Below are 21,352 nucleotides of genomic sequence, written 5' to 3'. Positions count from 1 at the left end.
CCGCTCAGCGACCGCCTCTGCCGCAGGCCCTTGTTTGGGGTCACCGCAGCACGCCAACAGCGCGAGCACAAGGACGCCAACGAGGCCGATGCCCGCGACCGGATGAACCGCTCCCCCGCCCGCACCCCGGTCCCGTCCCGCTCAGCCCTGCGCCGGGATCCCGGCGCAGGGCGCGGAGGCCCCGCCAACGCGCAACATCCCTGATCCTGACGGCCGTATCGTGGACGGCGTTTGAGGGGCGGGAACGATGACTTTTGGGGATCCGGTGAGCGTGATGTGGGCGGCGACATCGCCGGAATCAGGATATTTTTCCGTAGTTGAGAGGTGTTCGGCGGCCGGAGACCTATCGGCCTCCTTCAGCCAACTGCGTTCCCGCGGTCAGGGATACCTCCAGGTTCGGTTGCCGGAGAGTGACTATCCTCTGCTGACCCTCGGCTTCCGAGGTGATCACGCAGTCGTCCATCTGTTCAGCGACGCTGAGGCCGTCTCCCTTCTCGTGGGAGACGGCACCACCCCCTCGGACACCGTGGTCGACGTCCCGATCATGGACGACCCAGCAGAGTTCACAGGCGACTTCGTCCTGAACGTCGACCGCGCGTGGACCTGTGTGTGCACCTTCATCCAGACAGGGGCGCCCAGCGATCTGGGCCAGTGGTGCACGTTGTAGCCACAGTCTCCGAACGACGAGGTCGAGAACACCACGCGTAACCGCAGACGAGGCGACCGCACCAACTCCGCACGCGGATTAGAACCCATCTTTGAACCTCTGATGATCTCGTTCTCGCGCCTCGCTGGAGGGCGTGGTGCGCATCGGGCCCTCCAGGCAGTGGAGTCTCAGCGGTATGGCAGAGGGCTTAACGGAGAGCTTTCCAGTGCTCCACGCGCGGACCGGAAGCCCCTACGTCCCGGTCGGGAGCCCCGTTCAGGTGGAGCGGGGCGATTGAGCAAGCCGTCATCTCATGGGCTCTTTCCGAGGAAGGTGCCGCTGCACAGGTAGTTGCGCCTGAACTACGGGGGCTCTACCGGACAACCCGAAATGTCTGGCGACACCGCGGCGTCCATGCTTTGCCGGGCGAGAACGTTCTGCGCCCGCGTCGGCGTGGCTGCTTCAGGCTGGGCGACAAGTGGTGGTGCGTGCTCAGGCGGAGGTCGTGCGGCGGGAGCGGGCCCGCAGAAGGAGCGCGGTGCCGGCTGCGGCCGTGAGGAGTACGCCGCCGGCGGCCCAGGCCAGCGTGGCAGTGCGGGATGACCCGGTTGAGTGCTGTGCCAGGCACTTCTTTCCGGGGGCGGCGGGGGCGATGCGCAGTCGGGCCCAGGGTTTGTCGGGGCCGGTCTGGTCGACGTCGTGCCGGTAGACGACGTAGATGCCGGGTGTGGAGTCGCAGGTCAGGGTGGTGGTGGCGGTCAGGACGGCTTTGGCGCCGCGCAGGACGGGGCGGTCGGTGAAGGCGCGGGAGGTGAGGGTGATGTCTCCGTCCGATCCCTCGTCGTCGTTGTCCGTGATCGTAATGCGGCTGCCGGCCCGGAAGGTCCGCACGTCCCATTCCGACTGGGGCCACGTTCTGTCCGGAGCCCAGCGTTCCTCCAGCCTGGGCGGAGGCAGTTTCCTGACCTTGTTCCGGCAGGCGCGGCGTGCCGCCTCGTCGGCGGGTTCCACGCGCACCCGTGCCCATCGGAACGGATGCTCGTCCGGGCCCACGTCTCCGGCGCCACGCTGCGTCACCGGGTAGGTGCCAGGCCGGGCGTCGCAGGCGATGGTGACGGTGGTGGTCAGCACCGGATGCATCATGCGCAGCTTGCCTGCCGCCACGAACGCGGGGGAGTTGATGGTTGCGAGGTAAGTGACATCGCTGGCCTCGGTGTTGACCGTCAGTGTGTCGCCGGGATGCACCGAGCGGACACTTCCGAACGGGAGCGAGGGTCCGGGCGGGGAGGCCGAGGCCGGCCCGGCTGCCAGGAAGGGGAGCAGGAGGGGGAGTGCCGCCCACGCGGTCTTGCGGAGTCGGTCCATCGCTACACCCTGTCCTCTTATTTGATGACATGCCAGTTATTACTCAGTAGTACACTATCGCCACTCGAACGAACATATGTGCGAGTTCTGGGTAGTTCGGGGCCCCCTCACCGTTCGGCCCTCTCCAAGACGGAAAGGCATCTTCTTGCGTTCCAGACACAGATGGATTCCAGCCCTTGCTCTGGGACTGGGTGTAGGAATTCTCGGCGTCGGGACGGCATGGGCCGGGACAGGCGATCCGTCCCCAGTGGTCTCCGCCCCACCGACGGCCTCCGCATCACCGGAGGCTCCCGGCACCGGGCCTCAGGTCCCGCCGACGCTGCCCGCGCCCTCGCCGTCGTCGACGGTCGCGGGGGCCGTCGACCCGACCGACTCCGCCACACCCTCGGACTCCTCGACGCAGCCCGCCGAACCGACCACCTCTCCCTCCCCCTCGGGGCCGAGTCTGAGCGAGGAGGAGAAGTACTGGACGGCGGAGCGCATGGCCGACGCCGTCCCGGTCGATACCCTGCCGGACCCCGCTCCGGCCGCCTCGAAGCACGGCATCACCGCAGGAAACGCCGTCACGCACCGGCCGCCACCATCGGGCACCCCCACCCCGGAGCACTTCCTCGGCCACCCGATGATCGGCACGTTCTTCTATGACGGCCGGCAGCTCGGCGGCAAGAAGACGTACTGCACGGGCAGCGTCGTGCACACGGCCGCCAAGGACATCGTCCTGACCGCCGGACACTGCGGCCTCGGCCTGAAGTCAGCCACCCACCGCATCTTCGTGCCGCGATACCGCATCGGCAAGCCCGCCGCCGAGCAGCCGGACGGCGTGTTCCCGGTGTCCCAGCTCTACATAGACCCGCGCTATGAGAGGAACAGCAAGAAGGCGGTCTCCGACCTCGACCTGGCCTTCGCTCAGGTCGGCTCCAACAGCCGGGGCAAGGTGGAGGATGTCGCGGGAGCCCTGACGTTCACGCCGACCGACAGCTACCACCACAAGGTCACCGTCATCGGCTATCCCGATGACGTCAGCGTCAACCCCGACCATGTGCCGGTCCGCTGCCCCGTCAGCACCTCCCAACTGCCGGGCTTCAGGCAGATGCGCATGACCTGCAAGGGCTTCTACGGCGGTGTCTCCGGCGGCCCGTGGATCGAGGACTACAACAGCACCAGCGGCACCGGCAAGGTCATCGGCAACACCGGCGGATACAACGGCGGCGGCAACGACGCCAACGACGACTGGGTGACGTACGCGCCGGTCTACGGCAAGGACGCCCAGGACCTGTTCGCCGACGCCGCCGCGCACCAGAACGTGGATGACCACAAACCGCCGTACCAGCCGTCCGGGGACCCCTGGCTGCCCGGCCCCGCACCCACCTGGCAGCACGCCAAGCTGCTGGCCTCGGGCGACTTCCGCCAGACCGGCCACAGCGACATGATCGTGGTCTGGACCGACGGCGAGGTCACCCTTTACCCCGGCAACGGACACGGCGGCTACGACCCCGAACGGCAACTGCTGCCCAAGAACGACACCTGGACGAACGCCAGGACCATCACCGCAGGCGACTTCACCGGGTCCAACCGGTTCGACCTGCTGGTCCGCTGGTCCGACGGAGAGGTGACACTGTACGGCGACGTCGGCACCAAGGGACTGAACCGGGCCGGCACCCAGATGATCAAACCCAACGACCTCTGGAAGAACGCCACCCAGATCGCCGCCGGCCGCTTCGCCGCCTCCCAGTACGCCACCGACCTGGTCGTCCGCTGGATCGACGGCGAGCTGACCCTCTACACCAACGTCAGCGCCGGCACCTTCGGCCAGGAACACCAACTGAAGCCGAAGAACGACACCTGGAAGGACGCCACACTCCTGACCGCCGGTGAGTTCTCCGGCAACCAGAAGTGGGACCTCATGGTCCGCTGGACCGACGGCGAACTCGACAACTACGTCGGCACCACCACCTCGGGCCTCGGCACCGAGCAGCGCATCCTGAACCCCAACGAGACCTGGACCCACGACGCGGCCATGACCACCGGCGACTACACCGGCAACAACCGCACCGACGACCTCGTCATCCGCTGGTCCGACGGCGAAACCACCATGTACACCGACACCGGCACCAACCACCTCGGAACCGAGCACATGCTCGTCGCCCCCACCTCCTGAACCCACCAAAACCGCCCCCGGGCCGGACACGGAACACCGCGCACCTCCGGGGGCACTAACCTCCCCGTTTCAGTGGTGGCGCAGATAGGCGTGGTGGGGCTACCTCGGAAGTAAGACAGGCACAGGTCTTGGTGATCATCGAGTTGCGACGCTCTGTGATCACCGGGGAGACCTGCGCCTGTGCTGCGGGAGGGGTCGGCCTACGCGGCGACCCCTCCGGTGGGCTGCCAGCGCCCACACATCACCGACGTGATCAGCGGTCAGCCCGCGTCGGCTTCTGCCCTCCACATGGAGCTGAGTTGCGCGCCGGCGTCGCCTGCCTGGCGAAGACCCGCTTGGTAGGCCGGTTCCCAGGCTGCCAGGTCGCCCATGTCCGAGCCGAAGGCGCGCACCGAGGCCGGATCGGGGCCGATGGTCACCACGGTGCCTGCCCCCACGGCCGCCAACTGCTGGTTGAGTGGCTCCCGGGGAAACAGGTGGGCCATCGGCTCGACCACGACCAGCGTGCGGGCTCCAACAGCGAGATCGGCGTTGGGGCCCGTACGCAGCGCACCGTCCATGTACCGCCGGCCGTCGATGGCAACGGGCGGCGCGGCCCCGGGGAAGGCGCTACTCGCTGCCACCGCGTGCACCAACGGCACGCCGCTGTCGCGGTCCCACACCACGGGCTCACCGGTGGTTGCGTCCACGGCGGTGATCAGCAGTCGCCGCTCCGGCCACGCGTCCGCACCGATCAAGGCGGCGCGCCCCGCGATCAGCGCCTCCTCGGCCTGGGGGTCGGTGCTGTCGAGCGCGAGCCGGCCGACGCGACGCCTGGCCTCGCCGGGTTCCAGGCTGCGGTCGCCGAGTACGGCGAACACCTCGCCCATCCGGCTGGGGTCCACCCTGAGCCGGTGAGCTGGCTGGCGGGCCGACGTCGCGAGCCGCCCCGGGTCCTGGCCGGTGGCGAGTAGCGCTGCGACGATCGCGCCGGCCGACGTCCCGACGATCAGGTCGGCTTCGCCCAGTTCCACGCCATCGCGGCGCAATCCGTAGGCCAGCCCTGCCATCCAGGCGGTGCCGACGTGACTCCCAGGACCCAGGACCAGTGCTCGGTCGAAGGTGTGCAAGGTAGTCTCCCCTCGTTATTGAAACAGTCGTACCATATACTCGCTCATGCTGTTTCAACTCCGAGTTGCTGAGAGGAGATCCACCGTGGGGCGACCCGCTGATCCCGCCCGTCGCGAGCGCACGCTGACGCAGGCGACCGACTATGTGCTGGCGCACGGCTTGGCCGGGCTGAGCCTGCGGCCACTGGCCGAGGCCCTCGACACCAGCCCACGGATGCTGCTCTACGACTTCGGCAGCAAACAGGAGTTGGTCGCGGCGGTCCTCGCCGAGGCCCGCCGCCGAGGTGCGGTCCGCCTGGCCGAGCACATTCCGCCAAAGACGGGCTCCGTGCAGGAGCGGCTGCGTGGCATCTGGGAGTGGATCAGCGCGGACGAACGTGCGCCGTTCGTCCGGCTGTTCTTCGAGGTGCACGCCGACGGCCTGGTCCACCCCGAGAACTACCCCGACCAGGGCGAGGCGATCACGGACTGGTTCGACACTGTCGGTGCCACATTCAGCGACGTCTCCACCGGTCCTGACGACACCGTCACGTCCACGTTGGTCATGGCCGTTGTCCGGGGTTTGCTGTTCGATCTCACAGCTACCGGCGACCGCCACCGCACCGATCGTGCGCTGGACCGCTTCGCTGAACTCCTGAACCAGTGAGCGGTCCTGGCAAGGTTTTGCCAGGGTGGCACCGCCCCGGGCAAGGACGGAAGCCGGCCCGATGTCAGGACCGGGAACACCGCCGAGTCGGAGCGATGCCGCGATCGCATCGAGCGGGCCGATGGTCGGTTTCGCCCAAGAGTTGACGTCTGGTCACGGGCGGCTGTTCGGGCGTTCGTCCCATAGGTGGGTCGCCCATGCCCGACGGATCAGGCTACGTACCGTGATGATGGTGTCGGTGAGGTCGAAGAACGCATCGATGACGGTGGCGCGGCGCTCGTAGCAGCGGGCGAGGCGGTAGAAGGCGTTCCGCCAGACGTGGGTGCGTTCGACGTGCCACCTCTGGCTTGCCTGGACCGGCGCCTTCTCGCCCTTGCGCGCGATGCGGCCGAGCAGGCCACGTTCGTCGAGCAGGGCGCGGGTCTTGTCCGAGTCGTAGCCGGCGTCCAGGTGCACGGTGATGTCGTCGGGCAGCGGTCCCAGATCGTCCAGGCGGTCCAGGGTCGGGGCGAGCAGCGGGGAGACGTGACGGTTCGCTCCGGCCAGCACGCGACCCAGCGGGATTCCATAGCCGTCCGTCATGCCCGAGCGCTTCAGGCCCTGTTTACCGCGATCGACCGGCGACCGTCCTGCGGCCTCGCCGCCGCCGGGGGCTTTGGTGATAGAGCCGTCGACGGCGATCTGGTCGAGTACGAGGCCGACGGTCCGGTCGTAGGACTCCAGTGCGATCTGCTTGAGTTTGGCGAAGACGCCGAGCCGGATCCACTCGTCGCGGCGGTTGCGGATCGTGGTGGCCGAGCAGATCGTGTCGGCGATTCGCCTGGTAGGAGCAGCCGAATCGCAGGAGCTGCAGCCTCTTGTCGAAGACGACCCGGTCGGTGATGCGTGGACGGTGGCAGCCCAGCGGATGAGTCGCCGCGCAGGTCAGTCGCTCGGGCAGCAGGGCGGCGAATTGACCCCAGAGTGGTTCAGTCAGCCATGACGGAAGTACGGGCACAGGTCTCCCCGGTGATCACAGAGCCTCGCAACTCCATGATCGCCAAGACCTGCTCCTGTTCTGCTCTCGGGATACCACCACCGCGCCTATCTGCGCGCCCTCTTACTCACTGGTGACGGAGCGGAGTCGCAGTGTAACGTCGCTGGCAGATGTCGTGGTTCGCAGTACCTGCCCGCGCTGTGGCGCGGGCGTTTTGCTGTGCAGTGCCCGAGGACCAGGACGACCACCTCCGGGTCCGCGCGGTGCGGACCCGCCATCGAATGGAAGGCACCAACATGGCCAGCGGCACCGTCAAGTGGTTCAACGCCGAAAAGGGCTTCGGCTTCATCGCGCAGGACGGAGGCGGCCCCGACGTCTTCGCGCACTACTCCAACATCAACGCCACCGGTTTCCGTGAACTCCAGGAAGGCCAGGCCGTCACCTTCGACATCACCCAGGGCCAGAAGGGCCCGCAGGCGGAGAACATCACCCCCGCCTGACCGGATGCCAAAGACGATGCACGGTGCCCCCAAGCGCTCGCCGCACCAACGGCACCGTGCATCGCGGCACAGCAGCCGACTGGGTTCAGCCGAGTCCGAGGCTGCTCAGGGCAGCGGTCCAGCCGGTGACAATGGCACGCTGCGCGGCCGCGAGGGCGACCTTGCCGGAGCAGACCGCGGTGTGCAGCTTCGTCTCCACGGGGTCCTTCCTATTGTTGACCCCGCCGCCCGTCCTGTGGCTCAGGTCCGGCGGATGTGGAACTGTCCGGGGGTTCCTCGGTCGGGAATGAACCATTCCTGTGGCTCTGGCGGCGTTGCGTGAACGCTCCTGTATGTTCTTCCGAGCTCGCGGAAGGTGAGTCCCCTGGGGCTGAAGAGGTCGGTCGTGGCTGATGAACGGCTTGATGCCGAGTGGGTCCGGGTTTGGTGCGAGCAGGCGGGTGCGGTCATTCATCAAACTGATGCAGTCGTTCCGGGTGCGGCCCGGCTTCCCGCCTGGCAGGAACGTGGTCGCGCTTGCAACCGAGGAGAGCCACCAAGCGACGGACGCGCTCGTGGAACTGACGCCGATATCCTCGGATCTGACCACGATGTACTGGGTGATCGACGAGGTCTCCCTGCCCAATGTGGAAATCGGCTACTTCATCCATCCGTCCTCAACGGTCGCAAGCCACTTCCGCGAGTACGGGTCCATCCAGATCGACGGGGAAGAGCCTGCCCTGGTGTTCGCCAGCGACGGCGGCGGCCATCTGTTCGCGCTGCTGGCTCCGGGCGGGTCTGGATGTCCACCACCGCCTCCTGGTTCGATCAGTTCGACCTTGCTGCCGCAAGCCTTCAAGAGTTCCTCGAAGGGCTGGCTCAACGGATCAACGGCGAGCTGTGACCGGCGCCCGCAGTCGACAGCCGAGGCGGCAGAATTCCGGAGTGACGAATCTGATAGAGATGAGTGAGCGCGAGTACTTCGCCCAGTTTGCCAAGCGGACCGGCATGTTCATCGGCCGCACGACGCTCAGCGGAGCAACCGCCTTCATGGTGGGCTATGACCAAGCTGCCCGTCGGCATGGCGGGCCAGGCCTGGACGGGTGGCGCGAGTGGCTGATGGCGAACCACCAGGTCAGTGGCAACCTCGTTTGGGAAGCCCAGATTCGGCAGATCGCCCTCCCGGACTGGCAGGGCGGGTGGGATCTCACACCCGAGCAGGAAGTGCACGTCCTCAAGGTGCTCTTCGAGTTGCTCGACAAGTTCCTCTCCGAGGGGGAGGGCCCCGCTTCACAGCCCTGACGTATCGCTCTCCACCACGCGGGCGACGTAGCCGCTGTAGGTACGTCCGGCGACATCCCACCAGCGGACTGCTGTGCTCGGGGTGATACCGAGAGCCTGTGCGAGGAGGGGGCTTCGATGCGTGGCTGGCCCGCCTTCATGCCGGGGAAAAGCCAAGAGCCCGTCACGATGGCCGCTCCCGCAGGGTCTGTACGGTCTTCGGTGTAACTCCCGATCATGGAAGTAGCACCTGAAGAGCGACGTGACTGTCTCTATCGAGGCGGTTGAAGAGGTCCGGCCGGTCGAGTTGCCGGCGGACGTGCTGGACGAGCAGTTGATCGGGAGGTTGGTCGACCGGGCCCGCGCGAGCGGGCTGCAGCTGACCGGCGAGGGCGGGCTGCTGCAGCAGCTGACCAAACGCGTGCTGGAGTCCGCCCTCGAAGGCGAGATCACTGACCACCTCGGCTACGAGAAGCATGACCAGGCCGGTTCCGGCAGCGGCAACAGCCGTAACGGTGTGCGGTCCAAGACCGTGCTGACCGATGTCGGCCCGGTGCGGATAGAGGTGCCCCGGGACCGGGAGCGCAGCTTCGAGCCGCAGATCGTCAAGCGCCTGGGCTCCTCCATCGCCTCCTGCGCGCGGCACCGGACTACACGGACCGCCCGCTGCAGGATCTGTGCGACGACCCGAATACAGCCTCGCGGCCGATCCGGAGACGAACGACCCCGTCCTCCTGCTGGCCCGCACACGCCCCTTCCCCGCCGACCGCGTCGCCACATGGCACCTCGACCACGAGCCCACCGCCGCCGCCACGGCCCGGCAATGCGTCAGTGGTCAGCTCGCCGCCTGGAAGGTAGAGGAGGAGCCCGCGTTCAACGCCGAACTGATCGTCAGCGAACTGGTCACCAACGCCGTCCGCTACGGCAGCCCCCCACTGGAGCTGCGCCTGATCCTGGATCAGTCACTGACCTGCGAGGTCAGTGACTCCGCCGCTACGGCACCACGCCTGCGTCACGCCCGTACCACCGACGAGGGCGGACGCGGCCTGTTCATCGTCGCGCAGCTGGCCCAGGCGTGGGGGGCGCGCTACTCGGCGGACGGCAAGACGATCTGGACGGAGCAGATGCTTGCACCACCTTGCCTGGGGCTCCGACGGCCAGGTCCCCCTCCTGGTCTCCGGCATTGCCGCGCTCGTACTCGCCGCCGCCCTGCCCGCCCTGCGGCACCCGGAGAGGCTCCTCTGGTCGCTGCCCAAGTCCTGACCGGCTTGGTACACGTGGCCCACGTCAGGGTCTATGGCCCGAAACAGCTGTGATTCGAAGGAAGTTCGGGTCCTTGTGGGCCACAAGGTAAACACCCTGCCATTTTTTCCTGTGGGCCCTTTGTGGGACTGTTGTGGGCACGCCAAGATCCCCTCTGCGTCGGGGCACCCCCATACGCCCGGCGCAGGGAGGAGAGGGCATGTTGCCCCCAAAGCACCAGCGGCGGTTCATAACCTGCACCGTCGTGGCCGCCGCGTTCGGACTGGTAAGCACCCAGTCGTTCGCAGCGTCGACTGACACCAGACCGCGGCCCTGGCAGGCGCGCCACCAGGCCGCCATCGGCCGCCATCACATCAAGGCGGTCCACGCGGGCCACGGAATGTCCGCGTTCGCCGCAGAGGGCGATGACGACGGGGCCGACGAGGCGGAGAACTCGGCGGAGGCCACGGCACAGTTCACCGAGGCGCGCACCGCGCCCGGTGTGGTCGCCCCCGGCGCCTACGGGGCCGCCTGGCAGCAGCTGCAGTCGATGCGGCACACGCCCGGCAGCTGGGACCACGTCACAAAGAGGCCGTACGACTCCGACGACCCCCGTTACCGCGACCAGAACTCCAACTCCAGCGGCGGCTCGGGCAAGGTCACCGGACGCATCACCGGCATCGCGGCCGACGACCGCGGCTATGTGTACGCGGGCGGCGCCAACGGCGGTGTCTTCCGGTCCACGACCGGCGGCGGGCACTGGAAGCCGATCGCTGACAAGCTGCCTTCCCTGTCGACGGGCACCCTCGCCCTGGACGGCAAGAACCGGCTCTGGTATGCCACCGGCGAGTCCAATACCGGGGCGACATCCTTCGTCGGTACGGGCGTGTACGTCCTGAAGGACCCGCGTCACGGCCGATTCCAGCCGGGCGGCCGGGTGGGCGGTGCCGAACTGGAATCCACCGTCATCCACGCGCTGCGCTTCGCCGGCACCAAGGTGTGGGCGGCGACCAGCACCGGCGTGTGGTCGCACTCCACGACGACCCTGTCGGGGCCGTGGAAGCACGAGTTCGCCCCCAACCCGGACTATCTGCCGGGCGGTTCGAAGGCGGACGACCCGAGTGCGCCGTACAAGAACATCGCCAACGACATCGCCGTCGACCCGAAGGACCCGGACAAGGTCCTGCTCGCGGTCGGCTGGCGCGGCGGCGACACGTACAACGGCCTGTACGCCAAGCAGGACGACGGCAGCTGGAAGCCGGCCGGCGGACTCGGTGACCTGCCCACCAGCAGTACGGACGTCGGCAACATGACGTTCGCGGCTGCGGCCGACGGCTCGCGCCTGTACGCCATCGACCAGTCGCCGGCCCAGATGGCCGCCAACCCGGACAGCGGGCTCAAGGGCGTGTACGTGTCGAAGAGCGGCTCGCCGTTCGGCCCGTGGACGCTGATCGCCGACTACACCAAGCTGAAGGAGTCCGGCTCCGCGCTCCAGGGCGACGGCTACCAGCCCGGCATCCAGTCCTGGTACAACCAGTTCCTCCAGGTCGACCCCGCCAACGCCGACCACGTCTACCTCGGCCTGGAAGAGGTCTTCGAGACCAAGAACGGCGGCTCGTCCTGGACGACCCCGGGCCCCTACTGGAACTTCCCCTTCCCCTGCTGGAGCATCGACCCGGCCAAGCAGACCGGCGACTGCTCGCCCACCACGCACTCCGACCAGCACGCGGTCGCGATCGGCAGCTACAAGGGCAAGAGCTGGGCGTACGTCGGCAACGACGGCGGCATCTACCGCCGCCCGCTGAACGGCACGGTCGACTCCGGCGGTCACGCCAAGGACTGGCAGTCCCTCAACGACGGCACCCTCGACACCCTGCAGTACTATTCCGTCGGTGTCGGCAAGGACCTCGACCGGGGTGGCGTCTCGGTGACCGGCGGCCTGCAGGACAACGGACAGTCGATTTTGCGTGGTCACGACAAGGCCATGGGCTCCAACTTCGGCGGCGACGGCGGCGACACCATCGCCGACCCCGCCAACGGCTGCAACATCGCCGCCGAGTACGTCTACCTCGACATGTGGGTCACCCAGAACTGCGGCGTCAACGACGGCTCCTGGAGCACTGACCCCTCCAAGGCCACCGAGTACGAGGTCGCCCCGCCGGACAAGGACCAGGGCGGCGCGGGCGCCCGCTTCATCGCGCCGATCGCCGCCGACGCCAAGGACACCAACACCTGGATAGCCGGCGGCCGGCACGTGTGGGTGCAGACCAAGGGCTTCGCGATCCGCTCCGGCAAGGAGTGGACGAACGCCTACGACCTCGGCGAGGGCCACGTGGCCACTGCCGTGGCATCCTCCGGCGGCACGGTGTACGTCGGCTGGTGCGGCCCCTGCAACAACCAGGGCTTCACCCGGGGCATCGCGGTCGGCAACGCTGATGGCACCGGCTGGCACCAGCTGAACCTCCCGGTCGACGGCACCATCCCGAACCGCTACATCTCCGGCTTCGAGATCGACCCGGCCGACGCCCAGCACGTGTACGTGGCGGTCAACGGCTTCTCCCGCCGGTTCACCGAGGGCCCGGGCGCGGGCGTCGGCCACGTCTTCGAGTCCAAGGACGGCGGCGCGAGCTGGACGGACATCTCGGCCAACCTGCCCGACGTCCCCGCCGACACGGTCAAGCTCCTCCCGAACGGCGGCCTCGCCCTCGGCACCGACCTGGCCACCTTCTACCGACCCGCCGGCGCCAAGACGTGGCTGGTCCTGGGGCACAACCTGCCCACCACGGCTGTGATGCAGCTCCGCCTCGGCCCCGACGGCAAGCTGTACGCCGCCACGCACGGCCGCGGCCTGTGGTCCTTCGACGTACGGCGCCTCAAGGGCCGTAAGGACTGATCACGCCGGAGCCCGTCCTACGGCGGCCGGTGCGCACTCAGCTCGGGGGCGCACCGGCCGCCGCGCGTTTCGGCTCACTGCACCGGATACGCCGCCACACTCAGCCGGAGCGTAAACAGGGGCGCGCTCTGCGGACCCCAGGTGACGGTCACCGAGCCGGTCCGCGCGGCCCGCACCATGACCCGGGTGACGCCCTTGCTGTCCGTGGCGGACGAGGTCACCAGCGCCAGCATCGGATTGCTGCTGCGCGGCTGCGGCCAGGGACCCTGGTCCCGGGGCTCCAGGATCACGTTCACCGTCGTACCGGATCGCACACACAGGGTATGGACGGACGCGTCGCCGGGGCCGTGGGCGACGGTGGCGGAGCCTGCGACGCATCCCGGGGACGCGGAGGCTGTCCCATGACGGGATGGGGCTCGTGTCGACGGAGACGACGGTGGCGTTGCCGACCTTGTTGCGGAGGGTGAGGTGGGGGTTCCCGGCGTGCTGGGGCCGCCCTCCGAGGGGGTGGAGGTGGGTGGGATCGTGGAAGGACGCGGCGGTGCCGAGTCCGCCTCCGAGCCGCCACTGCCTCCGCAGGCGGTCAGGAGACAGGAGAGGGCAACCAGGGCGGCCGCGAACAAGGGCCAGGATCCTCGGCCCCGTCTGCAGTCCTCCGTCATCATGACCACTCCCTTGTGCCACCGGACGTCCCTGCGACGTTCTCGGCCCCAGTTCGGTTCCCGCAGCCCCCGAGGACAAGCGGAGAGCCTCAGCGAATGCCCGAGTCGAAGGAGATGACGATCGTGGTGAACCGCCCGCTCGTGACGGTGACTGACACGGGTTGGGCGATCGGGGCGACGGCGCCGGTGAGGTTGGCGGGGCGGATGGTGTAGGTGCCTGGCGACAGCGAGATGCGGAAGCGGCCCTCGGCATCGCTGGTGGTCTCGGCGACCGTCCGCTCCGGACTGCCGCCGGTGATGGTCAGCCGGGCGCGCAGGGGCCGGTCGGGACACGGGCTGTGCTCGCGGACCATCGGGCAGCCGCCGTCGACCATCGTGCGGCCCTTGATCCCGGAATCGGACGGGGTCGACGATCCGGCTCCGTGAGAGTCCCCGCATCCGGCGGCCGAGAGCGCGGCGGCCAGCGCCAGAACGGCGGGCGCGGTGCGAAGGGGACTCTTCATACGGGTTGGACTTCCCATGGCGCTGGTTGGTTCCTCTGTGGGCATGGCCCGGGGACCGGGCGAAGCGGTTTCCCGCCCGGCCCCCGGGTTGCCTGCTGCGGGTGCGGGTGATGCTAGGAGAACAGAACGTTGTGCGGCTCGGGGTAGGCCCCGGTGGCGCCGCAGTTTCCGCCCTTCATCGCATAGCCGGCGGCGACCCAGCGGGTCGGGTCGGCCTTGTAGGTGCGCACGGTGAGGTAGTCGCCCCAGCGGGGCAGGCCGGCGTAGGTGCAGGTGTTGCCGGCGCCCCACAGGTAGTAGTTGGGGTTGGTGTCGATGGCGTTGGAGGGCTGGGAGTTGATTCCGCTGCCGGGGTAGTAGTGGGCACCGCCGGTGCCGCCGCCCCAGGCGAATTCCAGGCCCACCCGGCCGAGCGAGTTGGGTGCGAGCGAGGCGAACTGGATGGCGCCCCAGCTGCCCCACAGGTCGCCGGAGCCGTTGAGGTTCTTGTCGGATTCGTTGAACCAGACGAACCGGGTGTAGGGGAACGGGTGGCTGCCGTCCTGCTTCGCGTTGAAGGAGAAGCCGATCAGCCCGCCGGCCCGGTAGGCGCCGAGGACGCGGGAGTCGGCGTACTGGCACCAGTTGGTCACCACGCCGTCGGTGCTGGCGCAGTTCTGTCCGCTGTTGCGGGTGTAGAAGCCGTACGAGGGGACGGTGCGGTCCCACCAGGAGTAGTTCCCGGAGTTCTCCGGCCACGCGAACACGCGGAAGGAACTGCCGTTCGTCTGACCCCAGTTACTGCCCCAGTACAGGGTGTCGGTCGACCCGGGCACCAGCTTGAAGGTGAGGTTGTCCGTGCGGGTCAGGTAGTTGTAGTTGAACCCGCTGCACGTGCTCATCGGGCTCTTCGGTAGTCGTAGCAACCCGGCACCGCTTCCCCCGCTGCTCGGGAAGAAGTTGGTGGAGATGTTGACGTTGCTGTTGCTGATTGACATGTCGTTGAAGTCCAGCGCCGTGGTGTTCGCCAGACCCATCCAGCTCGGGGTGATGTTCCAGTAGCACCAGCCGGTGTACGCGCCCGAGCCGGACGCCGAGGCGTTGGCGATCACCAGATGGTCGCTGAACTGCAGCAGCCAGAACTGCCGGCCGGTCGCCGGGTCGTACTGGGTCACCTGGTCGCAGCAGAACCCTGTCCCGAACAGCGAGTAGGGGTCGAGGTAGGACCAGGTCGCGCCGTTGTCGGTGGAGCGGGTGGCGTACCAGTTGCCGGTCTGGAAGATATTGGAACCGTTGGCGTCGGTGCTCGGCTCCTGCGTCGAGGACAGGTACGAGGCGCCGCCCGATATCCCGGACGTCGGTATGGCGCTGTCCCGCACCACGCTGGCGAAGGACCGCACCGAGGACGGCTGGGCGACCGCGGCACCGAGAGGGGCGTGCCGGGGCTTGGGCCCCGCCTTGCCCTTGTCCATGGTGTCCTCGTCGTACAGCCGTGCGTTGAGCTGGGCGAGCTGCTCGGCCGTGTACTGGCGCGGCTTGTCGGTGACGGCAGCCGTCACCCGAGCACCGCCGCCGGTCGCCGCCCGGGCGGCGTTGCCGTCGCCGTGCGGGGCGGCGGATGCGGGCGTGGACTCGATGCCGGCCAGCCCGAACGACAGGATCAGGAGCACGACCGCCCAGACGGACAGTCTTCGCCGTTTGGCCCCGGCCAGCGGCATGCGGATGGCACCGGACATGCGGAAATCCCCCTTGATGACGGGCGAATGGATGCACGACGACATCGATCGCCACTCCCCCCACACGTGCTGGGCAGAGCACTGCCGCCGCACGGCAGCGAACCTAGCGATCCGTGACCCACCCCACCAAGAGGCTCAGGAGGAGAATCGAAATAGGTCCGAATTCCCTTGCTGAGAAAGGGAACTGGAGCATCACCAGGCCCGAAGGGCGGCGGCAGTCACGGCGGCTCGGGGTCCGCAACAGCGCATCACAGCCAAACTCTCTCCACACACGCGGACGAGGTGCGCTGCGCTCCGGCGGACCCGGAACGCACCTCGGAGTGGACCGTGGAGCGATCAGTGCCGGATCGGCAGGGGCTTGGTGATGTGCGGTGAGGGGACGGTGGCCCCACCGCGGGTGCTGGAGGGTGTGCTGCCGCCGGTGACGGTGAGCGGGCCTGCGGTGTAGAGAGCCTCGTCGAAGGCTTGCCCGTTGGTCGGGGTCTTGCCCACGGCGAATACGGATACCGCCCTGCCGCCGATGACGGAAGTGGACAGGTAGTCGCCGACCATACGGCCCTGGGTGGAGTCGGCGATCTGGGAGAGGGACATGGGTCCGGCGACGGTGGTCGGCGTGCTCCAGGTACTGCCGCCGTTGGCGGAGGAGATGTAGCCGACCTCCAGTCGGCAACTGGAGGCGGTGCAGTTGGCCGTCGGGTAGAAGTAGTAGAGGCCGATCTTCGCGGTGCTGGCGGAGGTGGCGGGATCGATGCCGATGCCGGGGATGAAGTGGTCGACGCCGCTGGTGGTGGCGTCGATCGGGACGCGGGTCACCGACGACCAGCTGGTGCCGTTGGTCGATGTGGCGTAGACGATGTCGTTGGCCGGGCAGCCGGAGCGGAAGCGGCAGTCCTGCCAGGCGACGTGGATCTTCCCGGATCCGTCGGTCTCGGCGGACGGCAGTCCCTCACCGTCGCGCAGGTTCCCGGCCACGCCGTGACTGGAGACGTTGGCGATCAGCGTGCTGGAGGACCAGCTGGAGCCGCCGTTGCGTCGATGTCGCCAGACAACTCGGTCACGGTCTCCCCGGTGCCCGGCCCGCTCAGGAACCGCGCCAGCCGACCGCGCCTGCTGGTGCCGAGGACCAGCTGGGTGGCGTTCTCAGCGCGGGCGAACTCCACCAGGGCGGTGGCCACGGCGTCGCCGACCACCGAGTGGTAGCTGCCGCCGAGGTCCTCGACGAGCCTGCGCTGCCTGGCGAGGGAGGCGGCCGAGACACCGCCGGCCAGGCCGTCGCTGCGGGCCACGTGCACGGCGAGGAGATCGCCGCCGGCCGATCGGGCGGCAATCCGGGCGGCCCGCCGGACCAGCGTGTCGCCCTCCGGGCCGCCGGTCAGCGCGACGACCACCCGCTCACGGGTCTCCCACACCCCGCCGATGCCGTGCTGCGAGCGGTACTCCTGGAGCGCCTCGTCGACCCGGTCCGCCACCCACAGCAGTGCCATCTGACGCAGGGCGGTCAGATCGCCGGGCCGGAAGTAGTTGGTGAGGGCCGCGTCGATCTTCTCGGGGGCGTAGATGTTGCCGTGCGCCATGCGGCGGCGCAGGCCCTCGGGCGGCATGTCCACCAGCTCGACCTGGTGGGCACGGCGGACGACGTCGTCGGGTACCGTCTCGTGCTGCGGCACCCTGGTGATCTTCTCGACCACGTCGTTGAGGGATTCCAGGTGCCGGATGTTCAACGCCGTGATCACGTCGATGCCGGCGGCGAGGAGTTCCTCGATGTCCTGCCACCGCTTGCCGGGGACCTTGTCACTGCCTTGACGTGAGCTGGGCCGATAGGGTGAAAGCGGTGTGCCGGGAAGTCTGGTCGGCAGGGGAGCCAAGGCGGCTCTCCTTGTAGCTCCAGGGGGACGGCATGCGCAGCGTCGGTACGGTACTCGGATTGGTCATTCTGGCCACCGTGGTGGCGACCTTCGCGCGCCGCTGGCGCATACCCGCACCCTCCCTGCTGGTCGTCGCCGGTCTCGCCGTGGCCCTTCTGCCGGGCACCCCGCAGATCGAGATCAGCCCGCAGATCATCGGGCTGGTGGTGCTGCCGCCGCTGCTGTACGCGAGCGCAGAGGAGATGCCCTGGCGGGAGCTGCGGGCGGTGTGGAAACCGGTCGGGATCCTCGCCATAGGCCTGGTCCTCGCCTCCGCCGCGGCCGTCGGCGCGGTGGCGGCCACGGTCACACCCCTGTCCTGGCAGATGGCGTTCGTGCTGGGTGCGGTGCTGGCCAGTACCGACCCGGTGGCGGTGACCGCGCTCGGCCGCAGGCTCGCCCTGCCACCGAAGGTGCAGGTGCTCGTCCAGGCGGAGAGCCTGTTCAACGACGCAACCTCCCTGGTGCTGGTCCGGGTCGCGGCGGGCATCGCCATCGCGTCGGCGGCGGCGAACTGGGGTGCGGCGGGCGGCCAGTTTCTCCTGCTCGCCGGGGGCGGCACAGTGATCGGTGCCGCCGTGGCCGGGGTCGTGGCGCTGATCCGGCGCCGTACCGAGGAGCCGGTCCTGGAGACGGTGATCGCCCTGGTCACCCCCTACGCCGCATACCTGCTGGCAGAGGCCGCGCACACCTCCGGGGTGACGTCGTGCGTGGTGGCCGGTGTCGTCCTGGGCGGGCGCGGGGATCGGCTCACCAACGCCCGCATCCGCCTCCAGCTGCACGCCGTGTACGGCACGGTGGTGTTCCTGCTGGAGAGCGTGGTCTTCTCGCTCATAGGGCTGGCGCTTCCCGCGGAGGTGCGGGCCCTGGCCGACGGCGACCGTGCCTGGCCGCTGTACGCCCTCGCCATCGCCGCCACGCTCATCGCGGTACGTCTGCTGTGGCTCGCGCCGCTGTCGGCAGTCGTACAGCGCAAGGGCGGGATCGGCCGGATGAACTGGCGGCTGCCGGTGGTGCTGACCTGGGCGGGCACCCGCGGGGTGATGCCGCTGGCCGCCGCGCTGTCCATCCCCGAGGTCACCAAGAGCGGCACCGCGCTGGCGGACCGCCCCCTGGTCCTGGTCCTGACCACCTCGGTCGTTGTGGTCACCCTCGTCGTCCAGGGCTTCACCCTCTCCCCAGTCGTCCGCGCCTCCGGCATCGCCCTGGAGCCCGCCCACACCGAACGCGAGGAAGCCGAGGCCCGCAGCCACCTCGCTCACGCCGGGCTTGCCCGCCTGGAGGAGCTGGCCGAGCTGGAAACCGCACCGGACATCGTCCTCGACCGGCTCCGTCGCGCCCTGAGCGCGCGCCTCGACGACGCCCGCGACCGCCTCACCGAAAGCAACGGCACCGCCGCCGCCACCGAATCCGCCGGCCTCGTCTATCGCCAGCTGCGCCGCGACCTGATCGCAGTGGAAACGGCGGAATTGCAGCGCCTGTACGACACACACCGCATCAGCGACACCACCCGGCGACGGCTCCAGCGGTCCCTGGACCTGGAAGAGGCTCGCCTTGCGGACGCCTGACAGGATCGTGGCCGTGCAGGTTCACTGGATCTGGCTGCTCCCGACGGCCGTACTCGTGATCGGGCCGCTCGGCCGACCAGGACCGCTCAGCGGAACTCCGCCAGCCTCGGCCGCAGTCCCAGCGTGGTGAGGAGCATCGCCGCGAGCAGCAGCCCTCCCGCCCAGGGCAGCAGGCCGCTCACCACCGAACGGCCGCCCTGCACCGAGGACGTGAAGTGGGCGCGGTTGATGTCCGTCAGCTTGTCCAGGGCGGCCATCCACGCGCCGAAGTGGGCGTTGGAGGTGCCCGGCTTCCAGTCCATGCAGAACTCCACCGCCTCCCGCTCCTTCCCAGCCGCCAGCAGCGCCCGGATCCTGCGGTCGTCGCGCTGGTAGACGGCGTACGTGTCCACCGTCTTCTCGGCCGCGGCGCGTTCCCCGGGGAAGGTGATGTTGTCCAGCTCACGCCTGAACTCCCCGGAGAAACGCAGGAGGTGGTGGTCGCCCTCGTACTGGCGCCAGGTGGAGGCGAGCATCGAGTCGTACGTGGACAGGGTCGCGCCGTCGAGGCCGTACAGCCTCTGCGACTTGGCGAGGAACGAGCGTGCGTACTGGTCGCGGCGCTGCGGGTCGAGGAGGAAGCGGCTCTCGTCGGCGTTGGCGTCGTAGGCGATGGCGCGGGCGCGGGAGAGAGCGACGACGGAGTCGAAGGCGTCGCGGCGGGCGCCGCGCAGATGCGCGGAGGTGGCGCTCAGCATCTGCGCGCCCAGGATCACCGCGAGCAGGGTGCCGACGGTGGCGCACAGCAGGCCGGGGTTGAGGATCCGGTGAAAGCGGCGGGTCAGGTACCACTGGAGGACGCCCAGCAGGGCGAGGAGCAGCACGCCGAGGGCGAGAACGGCGGCGAGTTGGGCGGACAGGGTGGTGTCGGCCGAGCGGTATTCATGCTCGAAGTTGTCGTCGTTGGCCGAGACCAGCTGCCGTGCGGCGGGCAGTAGCTTGGCCTGCAGGAGGTCCGTCGCCCTGCGATAGTCGACCAGGGCGGACGCCTGGCCACCGCTGCGACCGTCGTTCTCCAGGGCTCGTCCGATCAGCTCCTGATACTCGGCGAAGTCATCGGTCAGGTGCTCGACGGTCTTCTCGTCACCCCGGTCCCCCTGCGCCGCGACGGCGAGGGTGCGCAGGTCGTGTCCGATCTCACGGCGGGCGTCGCCGTAGAAGCCGACTGCTTTGTTGTACGGGGTCTGCAGGCGGCCCTTCCCCGCGTCTCCGCTGGACAGCAGGATGTTGGCCGCCTGGGCATCCATGTCGTTCAGGGCGAGGTTGAGGTCGGCGGCGCTGGTGGTGCGGGGCGCGTCACGGTCGGCCACGCCGTCCCAGGTGCCGTTCGCGGCCAGCCCGGCAACGACCAGCAGCACCGCAACCGCGGCGGCGAGCAGGAGCGTGGCCGCGCGCAGAAGGCGCAGCCGCGCGAGCACCGTGGCCCAGAAGCGCCGGCGCAGAGCGGCCCGCGCGGCCACGACCTGTCGCCCCAGGCGCTGCCCCGGACCCGGATCGCCCGTCCGTGAACCCCCGCGTCTTTGCGGTCCGGGGCTGCCGCCCGCTGGGTCGACCGTCGTTTGCCGTGGCGGTGTTCCCCCCTCGGTCCTGGGACCCTGCGCTGTTCCGGCCGATTGGGGCATCCCCTGCTCGAGCGAAGTCGAGAGCTTGGGGAAAGTCACGGTCCCTCCAACGTCACGCCACGGACGGTCGCCCGTCCCCCGTTGCAGATCAGTCTGCGATCGGATCCGGCCACGGATGACTTGCGTTGACGCGTTCCTGATGGCAATGCAGTGTTGTTTGACGGCACTTTGACGCGGCCCGCCGTCAGGCCGTATGGGTGCCGCAAATTCCCGTCCCTTCAGGGGGGTTGGAGCCGCGAACCGGGTTAGGTTCGCTGTCGGCCGCCGTTGAGGTCGCGGACGTCAGCGGCCCCTCACGACTGATGGAGTCCCCACTCCGCAGCGGCGCGAAGGCGGTCCGGTGCGTGTCCGATGGACAGGCACCCGCGCACGACGTCTGTCGTCGTCCCATCGCCGACGTCCGTGCGCCCCCGTGGGGGGGGGGGGGGGCCGCCCCCCCCCCCCCCGCCGCCCCCGGGCCCCCCCCCCCCCCCCCCGCCGCCCGGGGGGGGGGGGGGGGCGCGGCCCCCCCGCGGCCCCCCCCCCCCCGCCCCCCCCGCCGCCC

The 21,352-nt window shown here is 69.1% G+C and carries 17 protein-coding genes and 3 pseudogenes; 10 read left to right on the top strand and 10 right to left on the bottom strand.

Annotated features, from left to right (window positions below; all coding sequences use genetic code 11):
- The first annotated feature begins 400 nt into the window (after nucleotides 1–400).
- Nucleotides 401–667, top strand: coding sequence for a hypothetical protein (locus ACFY1J_RS44645; RefSeq protein ID WP_390733204.1), 267 nt, complete (start codon nucleotides 401–403; stop codon nucleotides 665–667).
- Between the two features lie 471 nt (nucleotides 668–1,138).
- Here the strand turns inward: ACFY1J_RS44645 and ACFY1J_RS44640 are convergent, their stop codons facing one another.
- Both ACFY1J_RS44640 and ACFY1J_RS44635 read right to left on the bottom strand, forming a co-directional pair.
- The gene (locus tag ACFY1J_RS44640; protein WP_390713061.1) at nucleotides 1,139–2,011 is read right to left on the bottom strand and encodes a hypothetical protein; all 873 of its coding nucleotides are present in this window, start codon (nucleotides 2,009–2,011) and stop codon (nucleotides 1,139–1,141) included.
- A gap of 303 nt (nucleotides 2,012–2,314) precedes the next feature.
- Nucleotides 2,315–2,494 (bottom strand): hypothetical protein, encoded by a 180-nt coding sequence (locus ACFY1J_RS44635; RefSeq protein WP_390713062.1) that lies wholly within the window; start codon nucleotides 2,492–2,494, stop codon nucleotides 2,315–2,317.
- Here ACFY1J_RS44635 and ACFY1J_RS44630 point away from each other — a divergent pair.
- Nucleotides 2,493–4,169: a trypsin-like serine peptidase gene (locus ACFY1J_RS44630; protein ID WP_390733203.1), complete on the top strand. Its 1,677-nt coding sequence runs from the start codon at nucleotides 2,493–2,495 to the stop codon at nucleotides 4,167–4,169. The two genes, ACFY1J_RS44635 and ACFY1J_RS44630, sit on opposite strands and share 2 nt — an antisense overlap.
- A 260-nt stretch (nucleotides 4,170–4,429) precedes the next feature.
- Here the strand turns inward: ACFY1J_RS44630 and ACFY1J_RS44625 are convergent, their stop codons facing one another.
- Entirely contained in the window at nucleotides 4,430–5,278 is an 849-nt protein-coding gene (locus ACFY1J_RS44625) for a patatin-like phospholipase family protein (RefSeq protein WP_390713064.1), read from the bottom strand.
- Between the two features lie 85 nt (nucleotides 5,279–5,363).
- On the opposite strand from ACFY1J_RS44625, the gene ACFY1J_RS44620 reads away from it, so the two are divergent.
- Nucleotides 5,364–5,924 carry a TetR family transcriptional regulator gene (locus tag ACFY1J_RS44620; protein ID WP_390713065.1) on the top strand — a complete coding sequence of 187 codons (561 nt, stop codon included), beginning with the start codon at nucleotides 5,364–5,366 and terminating at the stop codon, nucleotides 5,922–5,924.
- 153 nt (nucleotides 5,925–6,077) lie between these two features.
- On the opposite strand, the pseudogene ACFY1J_RS44615 reads toward ACFY1J_RS44620, so the two are convergent.
- Nucleotides 6,078–6,921, bottom strand: a pseudogene (locus tag ACFY1J_RS44615) (IS5 family transposase).
- Between the two features lie 275 nt (nucleotides 6,922–7,196).
- Here ACFY1J_RS44615 and ACFY1J_RS44610 point away from each other — a divergent pair.
- The 6 genes and pseudogenes from ACFY1J_RS44610 (at nucleotide 7,197) to ACFY1J_RS44585 (ending at nucleotide 12,795) form a co-directional block, all read left to right on the top strand.
- Complete coding sequence (locus tag ACFY1J_RS44610) at nucleotides 7,197–7,400, top strand: cold-shock protein (protein WP_037622929.1); 204 nt, start codon at nucleotides 7,197–7,199, stop codon at nucleotides 7,398–7,400.
- A 392-nt stretch (nucleotides 7,401–7,792) separates the two neighbouring features.
- Nucleotides 7,793–8,350, top strand: a complete 558-nt coding sequence (locus ACFY1J_RS44605) for a hypothetical protein (protein ID WP_390713066.1) — start codon at nucleotides 7,793–7,795, stop codon at nucleotides 8,348–8,350.
- Nucleotides 8,325–8,681, top strand: a complete 357-nt coding sequence (locus tag ACFY1J_RS44600; protein WP_390713067.1) for a hypothetical protein — start codon at nucleotides 8,325–8,327, stop codon at nucleotides 8,679–8,681. Before ACFY1J_RS44605 ends, ACFY1J_RS44600 begins: the two co-directional genes overlap by 26 nt.
- 253 nt (nucleotides 8,682–8,934) lie before the next feature.
- A pseudogene (locus ACFY1J_RS44595) lies at nucleotides 8,935–9,267 on the top strand (transposase); the annotation flags it as partial.
- A 70-nt stretch (nucleotides 9,268–9,337) separates the two neighbouring features.
- Nucleotides 9,338–9,976 carry an ATP-binding protein gene (locus tag ACFY1J_RS44590; RefSeq protein WP_390713068.1) on the top strand — a complete coding sequence of 213 codons (639 nt, stop codon included), beginning with the start codon at nucleotides 9,338–9,340 and terminating at the stop codon, nucleotides 9,974–9,976.
- A 146-nt stretch (nucleotides 9,977–10,122) separates the two neighbouring features.
- Nucleotides 10,123–12,795 carry a glycosyl hydrolase gene (locus tag ACFY1J_RS44585; protein WP_390713069.1) on the top strand — a complete coding sequence of 891 codons (2,673 nt, stop codon included), beginning with the start codon at nucleotides 10,123–10,125 and terminating at the stop codon, nucleotides 12,793–12,795.
- Nucleotides 12,796–12,869: 74 nt separating this feature from the next.
- On the opposite strand, the gene ACFY1J_RS44580 is transcribed toward ACFY1J_RS44585, so the two are convergent.
- The 5 genes and pseudogenes from ACFY1J_RS44580 to ACFY1J_RS44560 form a co-directional block, all read right to left on the bottom strand.
- Nucleotides 12,870–13,109, bottom strand: a complete 240-nt coding sequence (locus ACFY1J_RS44580) for a hypothetical protein (RefSeq protein ID WP_390713070.1) — start codon at nucleotides 13,107–13,109, stop codon at nucleotides 12,870–12,872.
- A 437-nt stretch (nucleotides 13,110–13,546) separates the two neighbouring features.
- On the bottom strand, nucleotides 13,547–13,960 hold the full coding sequence (locus ACFY1J_RS44575) for a hypothetical protein (protein WP_390713071.1): 414 nt from the start codon (nucleotides 13,958–13,960) through the stop codon (nucleotides 13,547–13,549).
- Between the two features lie 113 nt (nucleotides 13,961–14,073).
- Entirely contained in the window at nucleotides 14,074–15,675 is a 1,602-nt protein-coding gene (locus tag ACFY1J_RS44570; RefSeq protein ID WP_390713072.1) for a hypothetical protein, read from the bottom strand.
- 336 nt (nucleotides 15,676–16,011) lie between these two features.
- Entirely contained in the window at nucleotides 16,012–16,647 is a 636-nt protein-coding gene (locus ACFY1J_RS44565; protein ID WP_390733202.1) for a hypothetical protein, read from the bottom strand.
- Nucleotides 16,648–16,706: 59 nt separating this feature from the next.
- Nucleotides 16,707–17,453, bottom strand: a pseudogene (locus ACFY1J_RS44560) (universal stress protein); the annotation flags it as partial.
- 119 nt (nucleotides 17,454–17,572) lie between these two features.
- Here ACFY1J_RS44560 and ACFY1J_RS44555 point away from each other — a divergent pair.
- Complete coding sequence (locus ACFY1J_RS44555; RefSeq protein ID WP_390733201.1) at nucleotides 17,573–19,147, top strand: Na+/H+ antiporter; 1,575 nt, start codon at nucleotides 17,573–17,575, stop codon at nucleotides 19,145–19,147.
- Nucleotides 19,148–19,233: 86 nt separating this feature from the next.
- Here ACFY1J_RS44555 and ACFY1J_RS44550 read toward each other — a convergent pair whose 3' ends face one another.
- Nucleotides 19,234–20,646 carry a hypothetical protein gene (locus tag ACFY1J_RS44550; RefSeq protein ID WP_390713187.1) on the bottom strand — a complete coding sequence of 471 codons (1,413 nt, stop codon included), beginning with the start codon at nucleotides 20,644–20,646 and terminating at the stop codon, nucleotides 19,234–19,236.
- Nucleotides 20,647–21,352: the final 706 nt, after the last annotated feature.

Origin of the sequence: Streptomyces sp. NPDC001406 (genome assembly GCF_042895285.1) — a bacterium.
GTDB lineage: Bacteria > Actinomycetota > Actinomycetes > Streptomycetales > Streptomycetaceae > Streptomyces.
This window is presented reverse-complemented; position numbering and strand designations above follow the sequence as displayed.